The sequence below is a fragment of the Mesorhizobium sp. BR1-1-16 genome, from assembly GCF_020165495.1.
Classification (GTDB): domain Bacteria; phylum Pseudomonadota; class Alphaproteobacteria; order Rhizobiales; family Kaistiaceae; genus Kaistia.
The window spans coordinates 78,501-95,180 of sequence record NZ_JAIUIE010000009.1 but is presented as its reverse complement, the minus strand read 5'-3'; the positions used below and the strand labels follow the sequence as shown (position 1 = coordinate 95,180).

The 16,680-nt window shown below is 65.6% G+C and carries 15 protein-coding genes; 4 read left to right on the top strand and 11 right to left on the bottom strand.

Annotated features, from left to right (window positions below):
• Positions 1-235: 235 nt before the first annotated feature.
• The 5 genes from LB518_RS18070 to LB518_RS18050 form a co-directional block, all read right to left on the bottom strand.
• Complete coding sequence (locus tag LB518_RS18070) at positions 236-505, bottom strand: helix-turn-helix domain-containing protein (protein ID WP_224579145.1); 270 nt, start codon at positions 503-505, stop codon at positions 236-238.
• A 104-nt stretch (positions 506-609) separates the two neighbouring features.
• Positions 610-1,926 carry an O-antigen ligase family protein gene (locus LB518_RS18065; RefSeq protein ID WP_224579143.1) on the bottom strand — a complete coding sequence of 439 codons (1,317 nt, stop codon included), beginning with the start codon at positions 1,924-1,926 and terminating at the stop codon, positions 610-612.
• Complete coding sequence (locus LB518_RS18060; protein ID WP_224579141.1) at positions 1,923-3,416, bottom strand: undecaprenyl-phosphate glucose phosphotransferase; 1,494 nt, start codon at positions 3,414-3,416, stop codon at positions 1,923-1,925. Before LB518_RS18060 ends, LB518_RS18065 begins: the two co-directional genes overlap by 4 nt.
• A 135-nt stretch (positions 3,417-3,551) precedes the next feature.
• Positions 3,552-4,712, bottom strand: coding sequence for a glycosyltransferase family 4 protein (locus LB518_RS18055; RefSeq protein ID WP_224579139.1), 1,161 nt, complete (start codon positions 4,710-4,712; stop codon positions 3,552-3,554).
• Positions 4,713-4,716: 4 nt separating this feature from the next.
• On the bottom strand, positions 4,717-5,283 hold the full coding sequence (locus LB518_RS18050) for a polysaccharide biosynthesis/export family protein (protein ID WP_224579137.1): 567 nt from the start codon (positions 5,281-5,283) through the stop codon (positions 4,717-4,719).
• 184 nt (positions 5,284-5,467) lie between these two features.
• Here LB518_RS18050 and LB518_RS18045 point away from each other — a divergent pair, with 184 nt between their 5' ends.
• A complete protein-coding gene (locus LB518_RS18045) occupies positions 5,468-7,609 on the top strand; it encodes a GumC family protein (protein ID WP_224579135.1) in 2,142 nt (713 codons plus the stop codon).
• Here the strand turns inward: LB518_RS18045 and LB518_RS18040 are convergent.
• Positions 7,606-8,808: a GNAT family N-acetyltransferase gene (locus LB518_RS18040; RefSeq protein ID WP_224579133.1), complete on the bottom strand. Its 1,203-nt coding sequence runs from the start codon at positions 8,806-8,808 to the stop codon at positions 7,606-7,608. The genes LB518_RS18045 and LB518_RS18040 overlap by 4 nt on opposite strands.
• Before the next feature lie 120 nt (positions 8,809-8,928).
• Between LB518_RS18040 and LB518_RS18035 the strand changes: the two genes are divergently transcribed.
• A complete protein-coding gene (locus LB518_RS18035) occupies positions 8,929-10,038 on the top strand; it encodes a polysaccharide deacetylase family protein (RefSeq protein WP_224579131.1) in 1,110 nt (369 codons plus the stop codon).
• On the opposite strand, the gene LB518_RS18030 is transcribed toward LB518_RS18035, so the two are convergent.
• The gene (locus tag LB518_RS18030) at positions 9,998-10,204 is read right to left on the bottom strand and encodes a DUF2842 domain-containing protein (protein WP_224579128.1); all 207 of its coding nucleotides are present in this window, start codon (positions 10,202-10,204) and stop codon (positions 9,998-10,000) included. The two genes, LB518_RS18035 and LB518_RS18030, sit on opposite strands and share 41 nt — an antisense overlap.
• A gap of 194 nt (positions 10,205-10,398) precedes the next feature.
• On the opposite strand from LB518_RS18030, the gene LB518_RS18025 reads away from it, so the two are divergent.
• Both LB518_RS18025 and waaC read left to right on the top strand, forming a co-directional pair.
• Positions 10,399-11,487 (top strand): COX15/CtaA family protein, encoded by a 1,089-nt coding sequence (locus LB518_RS18025; protein ID WP_224579126.1) that lies wholly within the window; start codon positions 10,399-10,401, stop codon positions 11,485-11,487.
• Between the two features lie 54 nt (positions 11,488-11,541).
• The gene (gene waaC, locus LB518_RS18020) at positions 11,542-12,576 is read left to right on the top strand and encodes a lipopolysaccharide heptosyltransferase I (RefSeq protein WP_224579125.1); all 1,035 of its coding nucleotides are present in this window, start codon (positions 11,542-11,544) and stop codon (positions 12,574-12,576) included.
• On the opposite strand, the gene LB518_RS18015 is transcribed toward waaC, so the two are convergent.
• Genes LB518_RS18015 through rfaD form a run of 4 tightly spaced genes read right to left on the bottom strand, consistent with a single transcriptional unit; the run spans position 12,559 to position 16,674 of the window.
• Positions 12,559-13,698 carry an AGE family epimerase/isomerase gene (locus LB518_RS18015; protein WP_224579124.1) on the bottom strand — a complete coding sequence of 380 codons (1,140 nt, stop codon included), beginning with the start codon at positions 13,696-13,698 and terminating at the stop codon, positions 12,559-12,561. The two genes, waaC and LB518_RS18015, sit on opposite strands and share 18 nt — an antisense overlap.
• Complete coding sequence (rfaE1, locus tag LB518_RS18010; protein WP_224579123.1) at positions 13,695-15,134, bottom strand: D-glycero-beta-D-manno-heptose-7-phosphate kinase; 1,440 nt, start codon at positions 15,132-15,134, stop codon at positions 13,695-13,697. Before rfaE1 ends, LB518_RS18015 begins: the two co-directional genes overlap by 4 nt.
• Positions 15,131-15,670, bottom strand: a complete 540-nt coding sequence (locus tag LB518_RS18005) for a D-glycero-alpha-D-manno-heptose-1,7-bisphosphate 7-phosphatase (protein ID WP_224579122.1) — start codon at positions 15,668-15,670, stop codon at positions 15,131-15,133. The genes rfaE1 and LB518_RS18005 overlap by 4 nt, the downstream gene beginning before the upstream one ends.
• Entirely contained in the window at positions 15,667-16,674 is a 1,008-nt protein-coding gene (gene rfaD, locus LB518_RS18000) for an ADP-glyceromanno-heptose 6-epimerase (protein ID WP_224579121.1), read from the bottom strand. The genes LB518_RS18005 and rfaD overlap by 4 nt, the downstream gene beginning before the upstream one ends.
• Positions 16,675-16,680 lie beyond the last annotated feature (6 nt).

Sequence of the window (16,680 nt, the reverse complement as noted above, 5' to 3'; positions counted from 1 at the left end):
GAAGAATGGCCCGGCGCAAGCCGGGCCATTTTTTGCGCTGGCTGTTAGCAGGGCCGACCGACTCATTCGGCGACCGTTGAAAACGGTCGTGCCAATGCTTCGACGATTTGGCGTGCCCGATCGCCATGGCCGGCACGTCCGGACGCCAGGACGGCGATGGTGTGAATGCGACCAAACGAAAACCGCCCGGCACATGTGCCGGGCGGTTTTCGTTTGAGGGATTTGAAAGGCCGGGTCAGGCGATCCGGTCGACCGGAACATTGAGGGCGGCGGCGATGGCTTGCCGTTCCGGGGTGGTCGGCTCGACGCCGGCTTCGATCGCGCGAAGATGGTCGGGCAGGATGCCCGCAAGGCCAGCCAACTCGACCACGCCAAGCCCGCGCATCTCGCGCAAGGCCTGGACCGAGACCGGTTCTTCAGGCGCGACGCTAGCAGGATCGATCGGGGTATCGCCGCGCACCGCGGCCGCCAGCTCGAATTTGCCGGGGTCGAATTCGTTGAGCATGTCGATGCCTCCTCGGGTTGGAACCTAAGGGTCCAATGCCGAAGGGCGCGAATGGTTCACGAAAAATGTCGGGATTGTTTCCGCTGGACAGATGCTGTGAGCCGTTAATGCGCGCGGGGCAGGGCGACGGGCCCGAACACCAGTCGCGATGAAGGCGATTTGACGAGCGACGATGAGAGCGCATCAGTCCCGCGACGGATGCGATATCGCACCGGCGATCGCTCGACGGCATAGGCGCCCCAGAGCAGTCCATAGATCAGAAAAAGATGACGCCAGTGATCATTGTCGATCACGTTGTGGATCATCAGATGCCCGACGTAAACGGCATAGACGCATTGGAGAAAAGGCGTCCATGGCCGCTTACGGACGACAAGCGGCGTAGCGATCACCAGCGTCCAGATGACGAGGGCGATATAGGAAAAGCCACCTAGCCAGCCGTAAACAGTGAACCCCTTCAGCCACATATTGTGCTCGTCCTCGCCGAGCGAGAGGCCGAACTGGAACGGTCCCACCCCGAACGGGTGCTCCTGGATGAGGAAGAAGCCGATGATATGGCGCTCGAAGCGGCCAAGACGCGAGGCGTCATAGTCCTGCACGAGCTTGACGCGCTGGACGACGAGTTCCTGCACGGCCGGAATCGAGATTGCAATGGCGAGCAGAAATGCGACGGCCATGATTGCGGCGACCAGCGCGGCCAGCATGCGCAGCCGCTTGGAGGATCGCGGCTCGGTGGCGAACACCAGCAGCGTCATGATCAGCATCGCCAGGACTGCGAGGCCCCAGGCGGCGCGAGAGAAGGAGAGAAACAGCCCCAGAAAGAGAATCACGGACGCGAGGATTGCCCAGCCAGAGCGATGGATCGGCTGTGTCAGGATGGCGCGGGCAAGCACGACCAGCGGCAGGACGACGAAGGGGCCGAACACGTTCGGATCCTTGAAGGCGCCTTTCGCCCGCTCATAGAGCGTAAAGAGATCGGCATGAGGGATGGCGCCGAAATAGCCGAGAATGCCGGCGATCGAGCAGAGCACCGCAGCGAGGACGTAGCTCTTTTCGATGACCCGCATGCGCCGCGCGGTATCGGTTTGAACGACCGCGCAGAAGAAGATCGACGAGATCGCGAGGAATATCGTCGTTGCCATATAGGTAATCGGCTTCTGAAAAGCCTGAAGCTGCGTGAAGGACAGTAATCCGCCAGCACAATAGAGTGCGAGTAATACGATCAGTGGCAGCATCGACCGGGTGAAGGTAAGGCCGCAACTGGCCCACATGATCGCCACGACGCAGAGCAGCAGGTCGGATGGCGCTGGTTCGACCATCACGAAGCCGGAGAGAAACACGAGCACCGCGATAGCCGCGTTGCCGATGACGCGTGTCGGAATGCCCTGCGGCGCGGGCAGCGCGGTCGTGGCCCTGCTGCTCAATAGGCATTCTCCCCTTGGAGCAGGCGGAGCGGCGTCATCGCGACGATGTAGAGATCGAACAGCACGGACCAACGCTCGATATATTCGAGATCAAATTCGACACGGCGCTGGATCTTCTCCGGCGAGTCGATCTCGCCGCGCCATCCATTGATCTGCGCCCATCCGGTGATGCCGGGCTTCACGCGATGACGCGCGAAATAGCCGTCCACCACCTCATCCCAGAGCCGCTGCGCCGTATGGGCATTCACGGCATGCGGGCGCGGGCCGACGATCGAGAGTGTCCCGGCCAGGACGTTGAACAACTGCGGCAGTTCGTCGATCGACGTGCGGCGGATGAAACGCCCGACCCGCGTCACGCGTGGATCGCCCCGCGACACCGCGACCTTGGCGGCGGGATCGCTCAGGTGATGATACATCGAGCGGAACTTGAGGACAGAGATGACCTCATTGTTGAAGCCATAGCGCTTCTGCCGGAAGAGGATCGGTCCAGGGCTGTCGAGCCGAACGGCGAGCGCTGTGGCGAGCATCAGCGGCGAAAGCAGGATGAGCGCGACGACGGCGACGGCAAGGTCGAAGCTTCGCTTCGCCACGGCGCTCCAGCCGCTGATCGGGCGGTCGGCGAGATCGAGAAACGGGATCGAGCCAATGAAGGAATAGGCGCGTGGGCGAAAACGTAGGCGTGCGCCGAGTGCCGAGAGGCGGATATCGACCGGCAACACCCAAAGCGCGCGGAGGACTTCGAGCAACCGACCTTCGGCGCTCTGCGGCAGCGAGACGATCAAGAGATCGATCTCTGCAATGCGAGCGAAAGTGACCAGTTCTGCGACGGTACCGAGCTTCGGCGGACCCTCGCTGCGTTCGGGTGAGCGCGGGGAGCCCCGGTCGTCGAACACGCCACAGACGCGAATATCGGGCGATTCGTCGGCAAGTGTCGCAATCAGCGCCTCGGCCTCGTCGCCGCCACCAACGATGACGGCCCGGCGATCGAACCGTCCCTGACGCATCCAACGGGCGACGAGATGCGCGAGGATCGAGCGCTCGGCAAGCAGCAAGGCCAATCCGGAAACGTAGAACAGCAGCAGCCAGCGCGGCGCGCCGCTGCTGCCGAGATCGAGCAGGAACGCCATGGCTGCGAGGAGCAGGATCACGCCGGTCCAGACCGCCAGCAGGCGGCCGAGTGCGCCGACGCCGTCGCGCAGCGCCGCGATGAGATAGGAGCCACCCGAATGAGCGGCCATGACGGTGAGCAGCGGCGCCAGCACGATCGCCGTCCAGCCGAGCCATCCGGCTGTGTTGAGGCCAGAGCCGACGAGATGGCGCAAGACCGCTCCGATGATCAGGAGCGCGCTGAATTCGAACGCCTGGACAGCGTTCGCCAGGATCGCAGGCGCGAGCGAACGCTTCGAGAGGGCGCTGGCAACGGCAAGCGCCTCCTCGCCCAGAGCCGGGCGGCCGGGCTCGTCGAAGCGACCTTCTGTATCTGCAGCCATTTTACGCGAACACTGGTGGCCGGATGCGATGGCCGAGAGTTAGCAGGCCGAGGCTAACAAATGCTTTTGCGCCGACGGTCGGGCAATGCGCGCCGTTCGCAGCATCGAAAATGGCAAGGTCCGGAACGCCGCGTGTCAGGTTCGCTCGAGCGCCTTTGCGTAGAGAGCTTCAACCGACCGCGCCATGGTTTCGATCGAGAAGCGATCGCGGATCGATGACTGCAAGGCTACAGCGTCGGCCCGTGCTCCGGCCGGATCATCGAGCTGCGCTTCCATGGCGCCGGCGAGCAGATGCGGCGCGCCAGGCGGAACGAGACTCGGCGCAAGAGGGCCGAAGATCTCTGGTATGCCGCCGACCTTGGTTGCGACCATGGGCAGCCCTGCAGCGATGCCTTCGAGCACGATATAGGGCATCGATTCGGCACGCGAGGGCACGACGATACGTTCGGCCATGGCAAAGGCGCGGCGAGCCGGCATTGCTGGATGAAAGACAATGTCACCAAGACCAAGGGCCGTCGCCTTGGCCTTGTAGCGCGCCGTGTCCGGACCGTCGCCGACCATCAGTGCGCTCGGCGCGACGCCGCGGCGATCCCGGATGAGCGCAAGCGCATCAATGAAGAGATCGGGTCCCTTCAGGTCGCGCATCATGCCGATATAAAGGAAATCCGCTCTGCTTGAATCGACGGGCAGAGGGGCGAATTCCGCCGCCTCGATGCCGTTCGGCGCAATACAGAACGGCTTTTCCGGCGGCCCGACCTTCGCCGCGAAGGCGTCGGACTCATAACGGCTGACGAAGACGAAGCCGTCTGTCATGCGCTCCATGAGCCGTTCGAGGCCGAAGAAAAGCCGTCCGGCATTGGTGCGCGCGTCATAGTGCAGGCTGCCGCCATGCGGGCAATAGATGCGGGCCACGCGTTTACCAGAGACCCGCAAGAACGTGCCGATCGCGCGTCCATACACGCCGCCCTTGGCGCCATGTGTATGGATCACGTCGGGATCCAGCTTGCCGATACGCCGGAAGAGGCGTGTCAGTGTGATGATGTCGGTCGGCGTGATCTGCCGCTGCATGGGGATGCGCTGCAGGCCGAGGCCAAGAACCGGGGCGATCTCGCTGAAAAGCTGCTCTTCCCGCGTGCCACCGGTCGCCGCGTCGCAAACGATGCCGACCTCGTGACCGGCCGCTGTCTGCGCGCGGACCAGATCGCGCACGTGGCGGAAAATCCCGCCGACCGGCGATCGGAAGCAATGAACGATGCGCAGTCGCCCGTCCGGATTCGATGAGGCGTCCCCCGACATGGCGTCAGAAGAAACGCTCGCGAATGTTGATCGTATCGCCTGGCATGACCGGCTGGGTCGGCAGCAGCCTGACCGTCGTGACTTTGCCATTCACTTGGCGCGTCACGTCGACATCGGACTTCTGGGCGCGCGGGGTGAAGCCGCCGGCGATGGCAACGGCCGTCTGGACTGTCATGCCGGTGACATAGGGATACTGCCCGGCGCTGGTGACCTCGCCCATGATGAAGAAGGGCCGGTAGCGATCAACCTCGACCGAAACGTCGGGATCGCGCACGAAGCGCCCGGATTTCAACTTGCCGGCGATCTCGCCTTCCAGCATCTGGGCGGTTCGGCCGCGCGCGGCGACGGCGCCGATCAGTGGCATGGAGATATAGCCAGCCTGATCAATGAGATAGGTGCTCGAAAGATCGGTCTGCCCAAAGACGACAACCCGCAGGCGATCCCCGCTGTCGAGGCGATAGGGAGCGATCAGCGCCGAATAGGTGGTCGTATCCGGCGGCGGATAGCTGCTCGCGCAGCCGCCGAGCAGCATCACGCCAATGAGGCTGAAGAGAAGAAGGACGAAACGCATCGGCGGGCGTTCCCAGCTTGAGGGGCAACTGCCGAACTCTCCCCCGGTCGTGGTTAATTACCGGTAAAATCGCCGCGACATGGTTAGCGATTAACTAGCGAAGAGAGGATGCGCCGTTCGTTATTAACGCGGCGGTTACTCTATTTTCCCATGATCGCCCAAAAGCCAACGGGAAGATTCCGCGATGAGCGACGGCCGCTTGGGACCTATCGACGATGTCGAGCTCGACATGCGCGCGCTCATGCGTGCGCTTGGGCGCGCCTTGCCGATCCTGGTGCCGCTGTTCCTGATCTTTGCGATCGGGCTCTATATTGGCCTCTCCTTCGTGACGCCGCGCTACACCGCCGAGACCAAGGTCCTGATCGAAAAGGGAGAATCGTCGATCACCCAGACGGGCGGCGATACAGAGGAATCGCGGGCGCTCCTCGACGCCGAGGGTGTCGCCAGCCAGGTGCAGCTGATCGACTCGCGTGATCTTGCGATGACGGTGGTCGCACAGCTGCAGCTCGACAAGCTGCCGGAATTCTATGCGACGCCGACAGCCGACTTCATCAACGGACTTCTGGCCCGGATCGGTCTCGGCAAGGCTTCGAGCGATTCGGTGCGCGAGGAGCGGGTGCTGCAGCGCTTTGCCGAGAAGCTTGAGGTCTATTCGGTCGACAAGACGCGCGTCATCAATATTTCGTTCTCGTCATCCGACCCGCTGCTGGCGGCCAAGGTGACCAACATGATCGCCGAGGAATATCTCGCCCTGCAGCGCGAGGCGACGCGAACTGCGAATGCCGATGCGACGCGTTGGCTCGATTCGCAGATCGAAGCACTGCGCGCCCGGGTGAAGACGGCCGAGGCCAAGGTCGAGAGCTTCCGCGCCGAAAGCGGGCTCTTCATGGGCGGGCAGAACAACAATGTGTCGCTGCCGCAGCAAAAGCTCTCCGATCTCAACACGGAGATGGCGCGCCTCGAAGCGGCACGGGCTTCTGCGGACGCCAAGGCCGAGCAGGTGCGCAAGGCGCTCGCGTCCGGCAACGATTTCGACATTCCCGAAGTTCTCGAATCCTCGCTTGTCCAGCGTCTTCGCGAACAGCAGGTCGCGCTGCGCGCCCAGGTCGCGCAGCTGTCGGCGACTCTGCTGCCGGCGCATCCCCGCATCCGCGAGCTGAATGCCCAACTCGCCGATCTCGATAGCCAGGTGCGGCAGGCCGCGCGCCAGATCCTCTCCAGTCTTGAGGGCGAAGTCGCCACGGCCAAGGCGAGGGAAGTCGAGATTGCGGCCGATCTCGACCGCGCCAAGGTGGCGACGGCGCAATCAAATGGTTCGGAGGTTCAGCTGCGTGCGCTCGAGCGCGAGGCTGCGGCCGAACGAGACCTGCTCGAAGGTTACCTTCGGCGGTATCGCGAGGCGACATCGCGGCAGGACGGAGACTATCTCCCGGCCAATGCTCGTGTGATCTCGCGCGCTGCCGTCCCGCTGGAGCCGTCCTTCCCGAGGAAACTGCCGATCACCGCCGCGGCGACCGTGGCGCTGCTGCTGCTGGCGCTGGCATTCGTGATGGTGCGCGAACTGATCAGCGGGCGGGCCCTCCGCCGGGTGTTCGTCGAACCGCCGGAGCCTGCTGAACCGGGCCTGCCGGTGGACGGGCGGATGCGCTGGTCCGATGGCGGCGACGTTCGCCGGATGATGCCGGCCGCGCCATCCTTTGCGCAGCCACAGGTTTTTCCGCCCGACCTGCAGGATTCGCTCCGTGCCCTGGTCGACCGGATTGTCGCGACAGGGTCGCATCGGCTTGTCGTCACAATGGCCGAGCCGCCCGAGGCGGGACGTCCCCTGGCAGCCGTGGCGCTGGCGCGCCAGCTCTCGCGCCGTGGCAGTCGCGTATTGCTGGTCGATCTGCACGCCGATGGCGCCGATGGCGCGGCGATGGCGCCCGAGAGCGAGCGGCTGACCGGGTTCTCCGATCTCTTCGCCGGCGAAGCCTCCTTCGCGCAGGCAATCTTCCGTGATCGCTCGTCGCGTGCCCATATCATTCCCCGCGGCACCGAACCGCTGCCGGAAGGGCTCGCCGGTGACGGGCGTCTCGCCGAGATCCTCGACGCGCTCGACGCGACCTATGACCATATTCTTCTCGACGTCGATCGGGGCCTCGCCGAGGCGCTGGCGGCAACGGCATCGACCATCGTCCTGGTGGCTGAATCGCAGGCCGGCGATCCGCGCGCCTTGACGGCGCATGATGCTTTCGCCGCAGCGACCAAGGCGGAGATCCTCCTGCTCATCGCCGATACGGCGCCGGAAGGCGAAGCGCCCGATCCAAAGACGGAAGCCGCCTAACTGTCGCTCGCAGCCTGGCCCTCGGCCCGGCTTCGGCGCAGCCGCATCACCAGCCGCCAGAGGCGCTCGTCATTGCGCACGCGCCGTTCGGCCGCATCACGCGCCCGCAGCGCCAGAGCGCCAATACGGCCGACCAGCGTGACCGGACGCAGCAGGCGGACATGGGTTTCCGTCCGATCGAGCCAGGAGGCCTTGTAGCGCTCCTCGCCGCGACCAAGATCGATGAGGCGCGTGCCGCGGGCGCAGGCAGCTGCGATGACGTCGTGGATGAGAAGCTCTCCAGGGCTGATCCGTCGCCATTCATCGTCGGCAACGGCCAGAAAATAGCCGCTCTGCCGGCCCATGGCGGTGCCACTGCCGAGAATGGCGTGCAGACCGCCATCGAATTCAATCGCGTCGATATCGATGACGGTATTCTCGTCGCCGGCCCAGCGCCGCGCGATCAGCGCCCGGAAGAAGGGGGCGATGCCGGGCTCCGCGAAGCTGTCAGCGATGCCCATCCGGCGAAACCAGGCGGCCTTTTCGCCCAGGAACGTATCGAACATCGCCGCTGCCTCGGCCCCGGTTTGGGCTCGGCGCAGACGATATCCCCCGACCGGCGCAAGCGCGTTTTTCTGCCAGCGATGCTTCTTGCTCTTCTTGGCACCCCGATGCGCGGCGAGAAGCGCCGCGAAGTCCGCTTCGAGCGGCAGCGTGCCGACATTGCAGCGCGCGGGCCGTGCTGCGCGGTGGCTTGCGAGAAAGTGCGTTGTCTCGGGCTGATCGGCGGGCAACGCATCGAAATCGAACAGGTCCACGCCGCCAAGCGCCGCTGCGACGCGCGCCAGCAATCGATCCGTCGCCGCGTCATCGATAGGAGAGCGCCAATCAGCTGCGGCGAGCGGCATGCGGATATTCGCGTGTTCGCCGCCGAGATAGCGAGCGACCCTCAGCGGACCGATGCGCTCGATGCCGAGCGGGATGAGCATTACCAGCTGCCCCTCCCAGCGCAAGGCGACCACGGCAGGCCGGACGCCGAGCGCCGGTGCGGCCGTGGTCAGCCAGCAGTCGGTCCATTCGAAGGATTGGTAGACGTTGCTGCCGGCGCTTTCGAACAGCGCGCGCCATTCCGCCTCGATGTCGCGTGCCTGGGCGTGGACGCTGATCGCGAGCTGGTCCAGCCGTGTTGCCGGATCGCCGACGCGGGAGCTTTCTGTCATCAATGCCGTCGTCGCGCCGTCCATTTACCAAGCTCCACGAAAACGGCCGCTGCGACAGTCCGGGTTGGTCAACCGGCTGTTAACATATTCGTGAAGTCTTGCCATGTGGATGCACAGCGCGTGAAACGCCGACCGATCATGAACGAACTGAAGACGCTCGGAATCAAGACGGCCCTCAACGCCCTCTACTTGAGCCGTACGCACGAGATCGCCGCCCCGTTGACCGAGGGACTTGGCGCGATTCTGATGTTTCATCATGTCCGCAGCGCCAGACCCGGCCGTTTCCAACCCAACCCGCATCTCGACGTCACTCCCGACTTTCTTGGTGCCGTCATTCGTCATCTCAGGCGGCGCGACATCGATATCGTCGATCTCTATGAAGCGATGCGCCGGCTCGCCGGATCCGCGTCCGGCCGGCGCTTTGTCGTCCTGACTTTTGATGACGGATACCGCAACAATCTTACCGAGGCCTATCCGGTCCTGAAGGCGGCGGCGGCGCCCTTCACGGTCTATGTCGCCACGGGGCTTGTCGACCGAACCGCGATCACATGGTGGGACGTCATCGGCGAAATCGTCCGTCACAATCCGCGCATCTGCGGCCGCGCTGGCGATGCCGAATTCGATCTGCCGGCCGCATCGGTGCGGGAAAAGGCTGCGGCGCTCGAGGCGATCATTCGGCTGCTCACGACATGCGACGAAGACGAGCAGCGGCGCGCCGTCGCGCGGATGGCGGCGGCCCACGGCATCGACGCCAAGGCGCTCGGTGACAGCCTTATGCTAGACTGGGATGAAGTGCGCGCGCTCGCCAGTGATCCGCTCGTGACGATCGGAGCCCATACGGTCGGCCACTACGCGCTGTCGCGCCTCGACCAGGGCCGTGCCCGCCGAGAGATGGAGGAAAGCCGGGCTCGGCTTTTCGAGGCGGCGGGCGTCGCCGCGCGCCATTTCGCCTATCCCTACGGCTCGGTCGATGCCGCCGGACCACGCGAATTCGCGCTCGCCGAGGAGCTTGGCTTCGCGACAGCGGTGACGACGCGGCGCGGCGTGCTGCAAGGGGGTAACGCCGAATCGCCGCTGGCGCTGCCGCGCATTTCCGTCAATGGCGGCTTCCAGGCGCTCCGCTATATCGACCTGTTGCTGTCCGGCGTCCCATTCGCCCTCGAACGGGGCATGAAACGCCTGCGCGGCATCACGTCCGCGGCGCCCTTGGCTTCTGCATCCACGCAATGATCAGCCCGGCGGGCAGCACCCAGATCAGGCCGGCGACGGCATAAGCAAGCCACATCAGCGCGCCGGGAATATTCTGGATCGGGATCGTCACCACGACGAGGGCGTAGACCACGACGAAGACGACCAGCACCACCATGCCAATGAACTTGCGCAAGCGTTCGGGCATTTCGGCTCCATGGTCGAGGTTCGGTTGCTGCGATGCTCCGTACCGGCATCGTCTAGCCTGACAGGGGCCTTCGCAACAAGCCTTGTCCGTGGTGATTGCCCTTGGCTATTCGCGGGCCTGCGACGAGAAGCCGATTGTCGCGACACGCATCCGGCGCTAAGCCGCTGCTGCCGGGGGAAAGGCGAGGGTTCGAGATGACGGACAGCGTTGAAGTTGCTGGAACGATCGCTCCTGCGAAGCTGCGCGACCGGCGGCGCGACAGGGCGCTTATTCGCGCATGGCTCGGCGCAGTGATCGTGATGATCATCGCGATGATCGTGGTCGGCGGCGCCACGCGTCTGACGAATTCCGGCCTGTCGATTACGGAATGGAAGCCGATTCATGGCGTCATTCCGCCGCTGAACCTCTCCGAATGGCAGGAGGAGTTCACGAAATACCAGCAGATCCCGCAATACCAGCAGCTCAACAAGGGCATGAGCCTCGACGCGTTCAAGGCGATCTTCTGGTGGGAATGGGGTCATCGCCTGCTCGGGCGGCTCATCGGCGTCGTGTTCTTCCTGCCGCTGCTGTTTTTCTGGTTCACGGGCCGGATCGAGCGCAAGCTCGTGCCGCCGCTGGTTGGCCTTTTCGTGCTGGGCGGACTGCAAGGCGGCGTCGGCTGGTGGATGGTGGCCAGCGGCCTCGTCAACCGCGTCGATGTCAGCCAGTACCGCCTTGCGACGCATCTTGTTATCGCCTGCCTGATCCTCGCCGCTGCGGTCTGGATACGGCGCGGGCTGGCGCCGTCCGATGGCGACGCACCCGCCGCGACGGCCCCGCTGAAAGGCATGGCGACGTTTCTGGTCGTGCTGGTCTTCGTGCAGATCTTCCTCGGCGGTCTCGTTGCGGGTCTTGATGCCGGCTTCACCTACAACACCTGGCCGCTGATCGACGGCGCCATCATTCCAAGCCGCGTCTACCAGTATGATCCGATGTGGCGGAGCGTGTTCGAGGACGTCATGACGGTGCAGTTCGATCACCGAATGGTGGCCTATCTGCTGCTCGTCGGTGCGCTTGTGCACGCGTTCCAGACCTTCCGACTGGCACGGGGAAGCCGTGCCGCCCGCCGTGCCCGGCATCTCGCCGTGCTGGTGCTGGCGCAGGCTGGGCTCGGCATCGCGACGCTGCTGCTGGTCGTGCCGATCGACGTGGCGCTGACACACCAGTTCGGCGCGGCCGTGGTCCTTATCGCGGCAGTCTCGCATCGCAGGGCTCTCTCGTCGCCGATCCCGATCGACGACTGAGGCCGGCCCGGCGGAGGCTTGCCAACATCCGATGCATCGGCGATAGGCTCTCGCATGCGCGTGCTCCTTGTGAAGCTCTCCTCGCTCGGCGATGTCGTCCACACCTTTCCGGCGCTGACCGATGCGGCGTCAGCGCTGCCGGGCATCGAGATCGACTGGGTCGTGGACGAGGCCTTCGCCCCGCTTGCGCGGCTGCATCCCGCGATTCGCCGGGTGATCCCGCTGCCGATCCGGCGCATGAAGAAGACGCCGCGCGCCGCGCTCGGCGATCTTCGTCTTGCCATGCATGAGCTGCGGGCGGTTCGCTACGATCTCATCGTCGATGCCCAAGGGCTGGTGAAGAGCGCGATCGTCGGCCGGCTGGCGCGCGGCGGCCGCCGCCATGGCTTCAGCCGCGATACCGCCCGCGAGGGCATGGCCGCGCTCACTTATGACATCGGTCATGCGCTGCCCGAGGTCGAACACATGGCTACGCGCATCCGCCGCCTGTTCGCGGCCATGCTTGGCTATCCGATGCCGGAGACGCCCGCCGATTCGGGTCTCGATCGGGGTGCGATCGCGGCCCGGTCCACGACACGGCCCTATATCGTCCTGATCCACGGGACGACCTGGCCGACCAAGACCTGGACCGTCGAAGGCTGGCGTGCGCTCGCCAGAGCGGCCGGTGAGGCTGGCCTCGATGCGCTGGTCTTTGCCCATGGCGAACAGGAGCGGGCCCGTGTCGAGGCGATCGCCGAAGGCATTCCCGCCGTGCGCCGCCTGCCACCGGGGCGACTCGAGGCGGTGATCCCGGTCATTGCCGGGGCGGAAGGCGTGGTGACGGTCGATACCGGCCTCGGACACCTCGCTGCCGCCTTCGACCTGCCGACCATCGGGCTGTACGGCCCGACCAATCCCGGCCTGACCGGCCTCATCGGTGCGAGGGCGCGGGAATTCATCGGTCGGCTGCCCTGCGCGCCCTGCGAGAAGTCGGGCTGCGCGGTCCGGCCGGATTTCGGTGAGGGCCCGCCTTGCCTCGCCGATCATGCGCCGGACGAGGTCTGGCGCGCGCTTCAGGCATTGAGTCCGCTTTCAGACGGAAGACCTTGATCCAAAAGCTCTATCGGCCTCCAGGATTGCGCCGGAGATATGATAGAGCGTGCTGGCCGGCATGTGATCGACCAACGGAGTGCCGGAGGCGTCGAAGCGATCGATCCAGCCGCCTTCGAGGCAATCGGGTGCAAAGGTCTGCATGAGCATACCGAGCACCAGATCCGCCGCGCGCTCGGCATCGGCCGCGCCACCGAGTGCGGCGGCCGCGAAGGCCTTGACCGCTTCGGCATGCGGCCAGGAGCGGGTCGACGCCGCCAGAACCGTGCCGCGCTCGTTGACGGCATCGACAATCCGGCCCGTGGCCGGGTCGAGCCCGGTCCGGGTTGCAAAGGCGATCAGCCGTTCGCGCACGCCGTTGTCGATGGTACCGCCGAGCCGGGCATATTCGCCGAGCAGCCATGCCCATTCGAAGAGATGGCCCGGCTCGACGCGGTTTTCGCCGGCCGCCTCGAGCGGCTGCCAGTCATGGCCGAAATCCTCGATCAAAGCGCCGCCATCCGCCGCGATGAAGCGATCGGTGGCGAGGGCGATCAGATGCTCCGCGCGGGCCATGTAGCGCTCGGCACCCGTCGCCTGATGAAGCGCGAGCAGCGCTTCCAGCAGGTGCATATGCGGGTTCTGCCGGCGAATGTCGTCGGCGGCCGGCACGGCATCGCGAAAGCCGCCATGCGGGGCGGCGAAGATGTGGTCCATGTCGGCAAGCGTCTCGTCCGCCAGCGCGATGAGCTTCGGCGACCCGAACGTGCGATAGCCCCAGGCGATCGCATAGAGGATGAAGGCGTGCGCATAGAGATCGCGCACGGTCGAGGCCGGGCTGCCGTCGGGATGGAGCGAGAAGATCCAGCCGGGCGCTCCGTCGCGCTTGTGATAGAGGCGGATGACCGTTTCCAGCGCGTCGGCCTCGGCGCCCGGCCGATGCCAGCCGACGAGGCTGGCGCGGGAGAAGCTCGCGATCTGCCGTGCCTGCACCATGACGCGGCGCGGGCAGGCGGCGAGGGGCCGGCGGTCGAGGTCGAGCCGCTCGTGGAAAAGCCCGATCCGGGCATCGAAGCCGGTCGTCGACCAGAGCGGCAGGGCGCGTTCGATTGCCCAGCGCCGGGCGGCGGCCAGCGTGTTCATGTCCGCGCCGCGGCGACGAGCGCGCTGGTCGAGCGGCCAGCGAGAATATCGGCGAGCACGAGGCGTCCGCCTGCCGCGATCACGAAATCGGCGCCGACGACCTCTGAGGGCTTGTAGTCGGCGCCTTTGACCAGGACATCCGGCCGAACGGCTTCGATGAGCTGCAGCGGCGTATCCTCGGGAAACAGCACCACAAGGTCGACGTCGCGGAGCGCACCGATGACGCGGGCGCGCGCTTCCTCGTCCTGCAGCGGACGGCTGTCGCCCTTGAGACGTTTCACCGACGCATCTGAATTGAGGCCGACGATCAGTCGGTCGCCCTCGCGCGCTGCGGCCTCGATCAGGCCGATATGGCCGGGATGGACGAGATCGAACACCCCATTGGTGAAGACTACGGTCTCGCCGCGCGCGCGCCAGCCGGCGGCGATGTCGGCGGCAGCGTCGCGGCCCACGAGGGCACCGGCATGCACGGCGTCGGCAGCCGCGCGATGCAGTGCCGCATCGAGCTCGGTGCGGGTGACCACTGCGGTGCCAAGCTTCGAGACCGCGATCGCGGCGGCGGCATTGGCGATCTCCATCGCCGTATCGATCGTGCTGCCCTCGGCGAGCGACACGGCGAGGGCTGCAAGCACTGTATCGCCGGCGCCCGAAACGTCGAACACCTCGCGGGCATGGGCAGGCACGTGTTTCACCGCACCGTCGCGGCGCCAGAGCGTCATGCCCTTCTCGGCCCGCGTGACGAGAACATCGCCGCCGAACTGGTTCGCCGCCGCTTCGGCAGCGATGGCGGCCTCGAGATCAGTGTCGTCGGCAAGGCCGGTCGCCTCGAAGAGTTCCTTGCGGTTTGGAGTCACCAGCGCGGCACCGCGATAGATTTCGAAGGTGCGACGCTTGGGATCGACGATCACGGGCACGCCATGCGCGTTGGCCTCGGCGACCAGGGCTGCAATCACAGCGTCGGACAGCGCGCCCTTGGCATAGTCGGAGAGGACCACGACCGCGGCGCCGCGGATCGCCACCTTGCCGCGCGCAATCAACGCATCGGTGACATGATCACCAGGCGGCGCGCTGACTTCCGCGTCGATGCGGACGATCTGCTGGCGGCCGCTCATCACGCGCGTCTTGGTGACGGTGGGACGATCGGCATCAATGACGAGGCCGGAAAGATCGATCGCCGCATGATCGGCGAGCACGCCGCGCAGCGATTCCGCCGCCGCGTCATGCCCGACCAATCCGACCAGCGCGACGCTCGCGCCGAGCGCGGCAGCATTCGCCGCGACATTGGCTGCGCCACCCGCAACGACGCGCTCCGCGCCATGCAGCAATACTGGCACCGGCGCCTCGGGCGAGATGCGATTGACGGAACCCGTGATGTAGCGATCGACCATCACGTCGCCGATCACGGCTATGCGGGCCGGCTTTCTCTTCTCGCTCATCGATCCCCCTCTGGTGCCGGATCCAGTGCTGCCGCAGCGAGCACGCCGGCCATGAAGACGTCAAGGTCGCCGCCTGTGAAGAGATGGCCGGGAATGCCGGCCGCCTCGGCCGCTGCGATGTCGCTTTTCTTGTCGCCGACAAGAAAGGACCCGTCGCGCGCGATGTCGAGATCGGCAAAGGCGCGGAGAATCATGCCCGGACGCGGCTTGCGATCGGGATGATCGGCGCGATAGGCGGGGACGGTCGCATCCGGGTGATGCGGCGCCGTATAGATCGCGTCGATGCGCGCGCCGGCTGCAGCAAGCCGCTCGCGCAGATGATCATGGAAACGGCCGACATCCACCTCGGTGAAATAGCCGCGCGCGACGCCGGACTGGTTGGTGACGACGACGACGACATAGCCGCCCTCGTTCAGCCGCCGGATGGCAGCCTCCGCGCCCTCGATGAAGTCGAGCGCAGCGGGATCGACGACATAGCCATGATCGACATTGATCACGCCGTCGCGGTCGAGAAAGGCGGCCTTGCGCCCGCTCATTGCGTTTCGGCGGATTTCAGCGCGGCGACATAGCGCGCAATGCCGTCCTCGAGCGAGGTGAACTGGCCGTCATAGCCGGCGGTGCGCAAACGCGTCGCGTCGGCCTCGGTGAAGTACTGGTAGGCGTTCCGGATGCGCTCGGGCATGTCGACATAGGTGATGCGCGGCTCGCGGCCGAGCGCCGCGAAAACGGCGCGGGCGAGATCGGCGAAGGAGCGCGCCTTGCCTGTGCCGACATTGAAGATGCCGTTCACGCCGGAATTGGCGATCAGCCAGCGCATGACGGCAACGCAGTCGTCGACATGGATGAAGTCGCGGAGCTGGCCGCCGTCCTGGTAGTTCGGATCATGCGACCGGAACAGCGTCACGCTCTCGCCGGACGCGGCGAGCGGGTAAATCTTGTGGATCACCGAGCGCATGTCGTCCTTATGCGCCTCGTTGGGTCCGTAGACATTGAAGAAGCGAAGGCCGGCCCATTGCGGCGGCGTCGGCCGCCCGGCAGCGACATCCGCGATGAAGCGGCGGTCGACGGCGAGTTTCGACCAGCCATAGGCGTTGAGCGGGCGCAGTCTGGCGAGATGGGTGGCGGAATTGTCGTCGACGAAACCCGCGCTGCCGTCGCCATAGGTTGCGGCCGAAGAGGCATAGATCAGGCGAACGTCATGGCGGGCCGAAATCGCCCAGAGATCAAGCGTCGCGCGGATGTTGCGGGCGACGATGAGATCGACATCGGGCTCTGTGGTCGCCGAGATGGCGCCCATATGGACGATCGCCTCGACGCGGGCGTGTTGCGCCTCGATCCAGCCGAGCGTCGCTTCCGGCGTCAGCACATCGTCGAGCAGGACGTCGGCGAGGTTTTTCCACTTGCCGCCAGTGCCGAACCAATCGGCAACCACGATGCGCCAGCCGTCGACGGCCAGCGCCCGCGCGATGTTGGAGCCGATGAAGCCCGCCCCCCCGGTCACGAGGATCGTGTCGCGGCCGTCTCTCGCTGCTATCGCCATGTTTCC

Coding starts and splice junctions, on each gene's coding strand:
- LB518_RS18025 (WP_224579126.1), top strand. CDS start 10,399: ATGACGGACAGCGTTGAAGTTGCTGGAACGATCGCTCCTGCGAAGCTG.
- waaC (WP_224579125.1), top strand. CDS start 11,542: ATGCGCGTGCTCCTTGTGAAGCTCTCCTCGCTCGGCGATGTCGTCCAC.
- rfaD (WP_224579121.1), bottom strand. CDS start 16,674: ATGGCGATAGCAGCGAGAGACGGCCGCGACACGATCCTCGTGACCGGG.
- LB518_RS18005 (WP_224579122.1), bottom strand. CDS start 15,670: ATGAGCGGGCGCAAGGCCGCCTTTCTCGACCGCGACGGCGTGATCAAT.
- LB518_RS18040 (WP_224579133.1), bottom strand. CDS start 8,808: ATGACAGAAAGCTCCCGCGTCGGCGATCCGGCAACACGGCTGGACCAG.
- LB518_RS18045 (WP_224579135.1), top strand. CDS start 5,468: ATGAGCGACGGCCGCTTGGGACCTATCGACGATGTCGAGCTCGACATG.
- LB518_RS18055 (WP_224579139.1), bottom strand. CDS start 4,712: ATGTCGGGGGACGCCTCATCGAATCCGGACGGGCGACTGCGCATCGTT.
- LB518_RS18015 (WP_224579124.1), bottom strand. CDS start 13,698: ATGAACACGCTGGCCGCCGCCCGGCGCTGGGCAATCGAACGCGCCCTG.
- rfaE1 (WP_224579123.1), bottom strand. CDS start 15,134: ATGAGCGAGAAGAGAAAGCCGGCCCGCATAGCCGTGATCGGCGACGTG.
- LB518_RS18030 (WP_224579128.1), bottom strand. CDS start 10,204: ATGCCCGAACGCTTGCGCAAGTTCATTGGCATGGTGGTGCTGGTCGTC.
- LB518_RS18070 (WP_224579145.1), bottom strand. CDS start 505: ATGCTCAACGAATTCGACCCCGGCAAATTCGAGCTGGCGGCCGCGGTG.
- LB518_RS18050 (WP_224579137.1), bottom strand. CDS start 5,283: ATGCGTTTCGTCCTTCTTCTCTTCAGCCTCATTGGCGTGATGCTGCTC.
- LB518_RS18060 (WP_224579141.1), bottom strand. CDS start 3,416: ATGGCTGCAGATACAGAAGGTCGCTTCGACGAGCCCGGCCGCCCGGCT.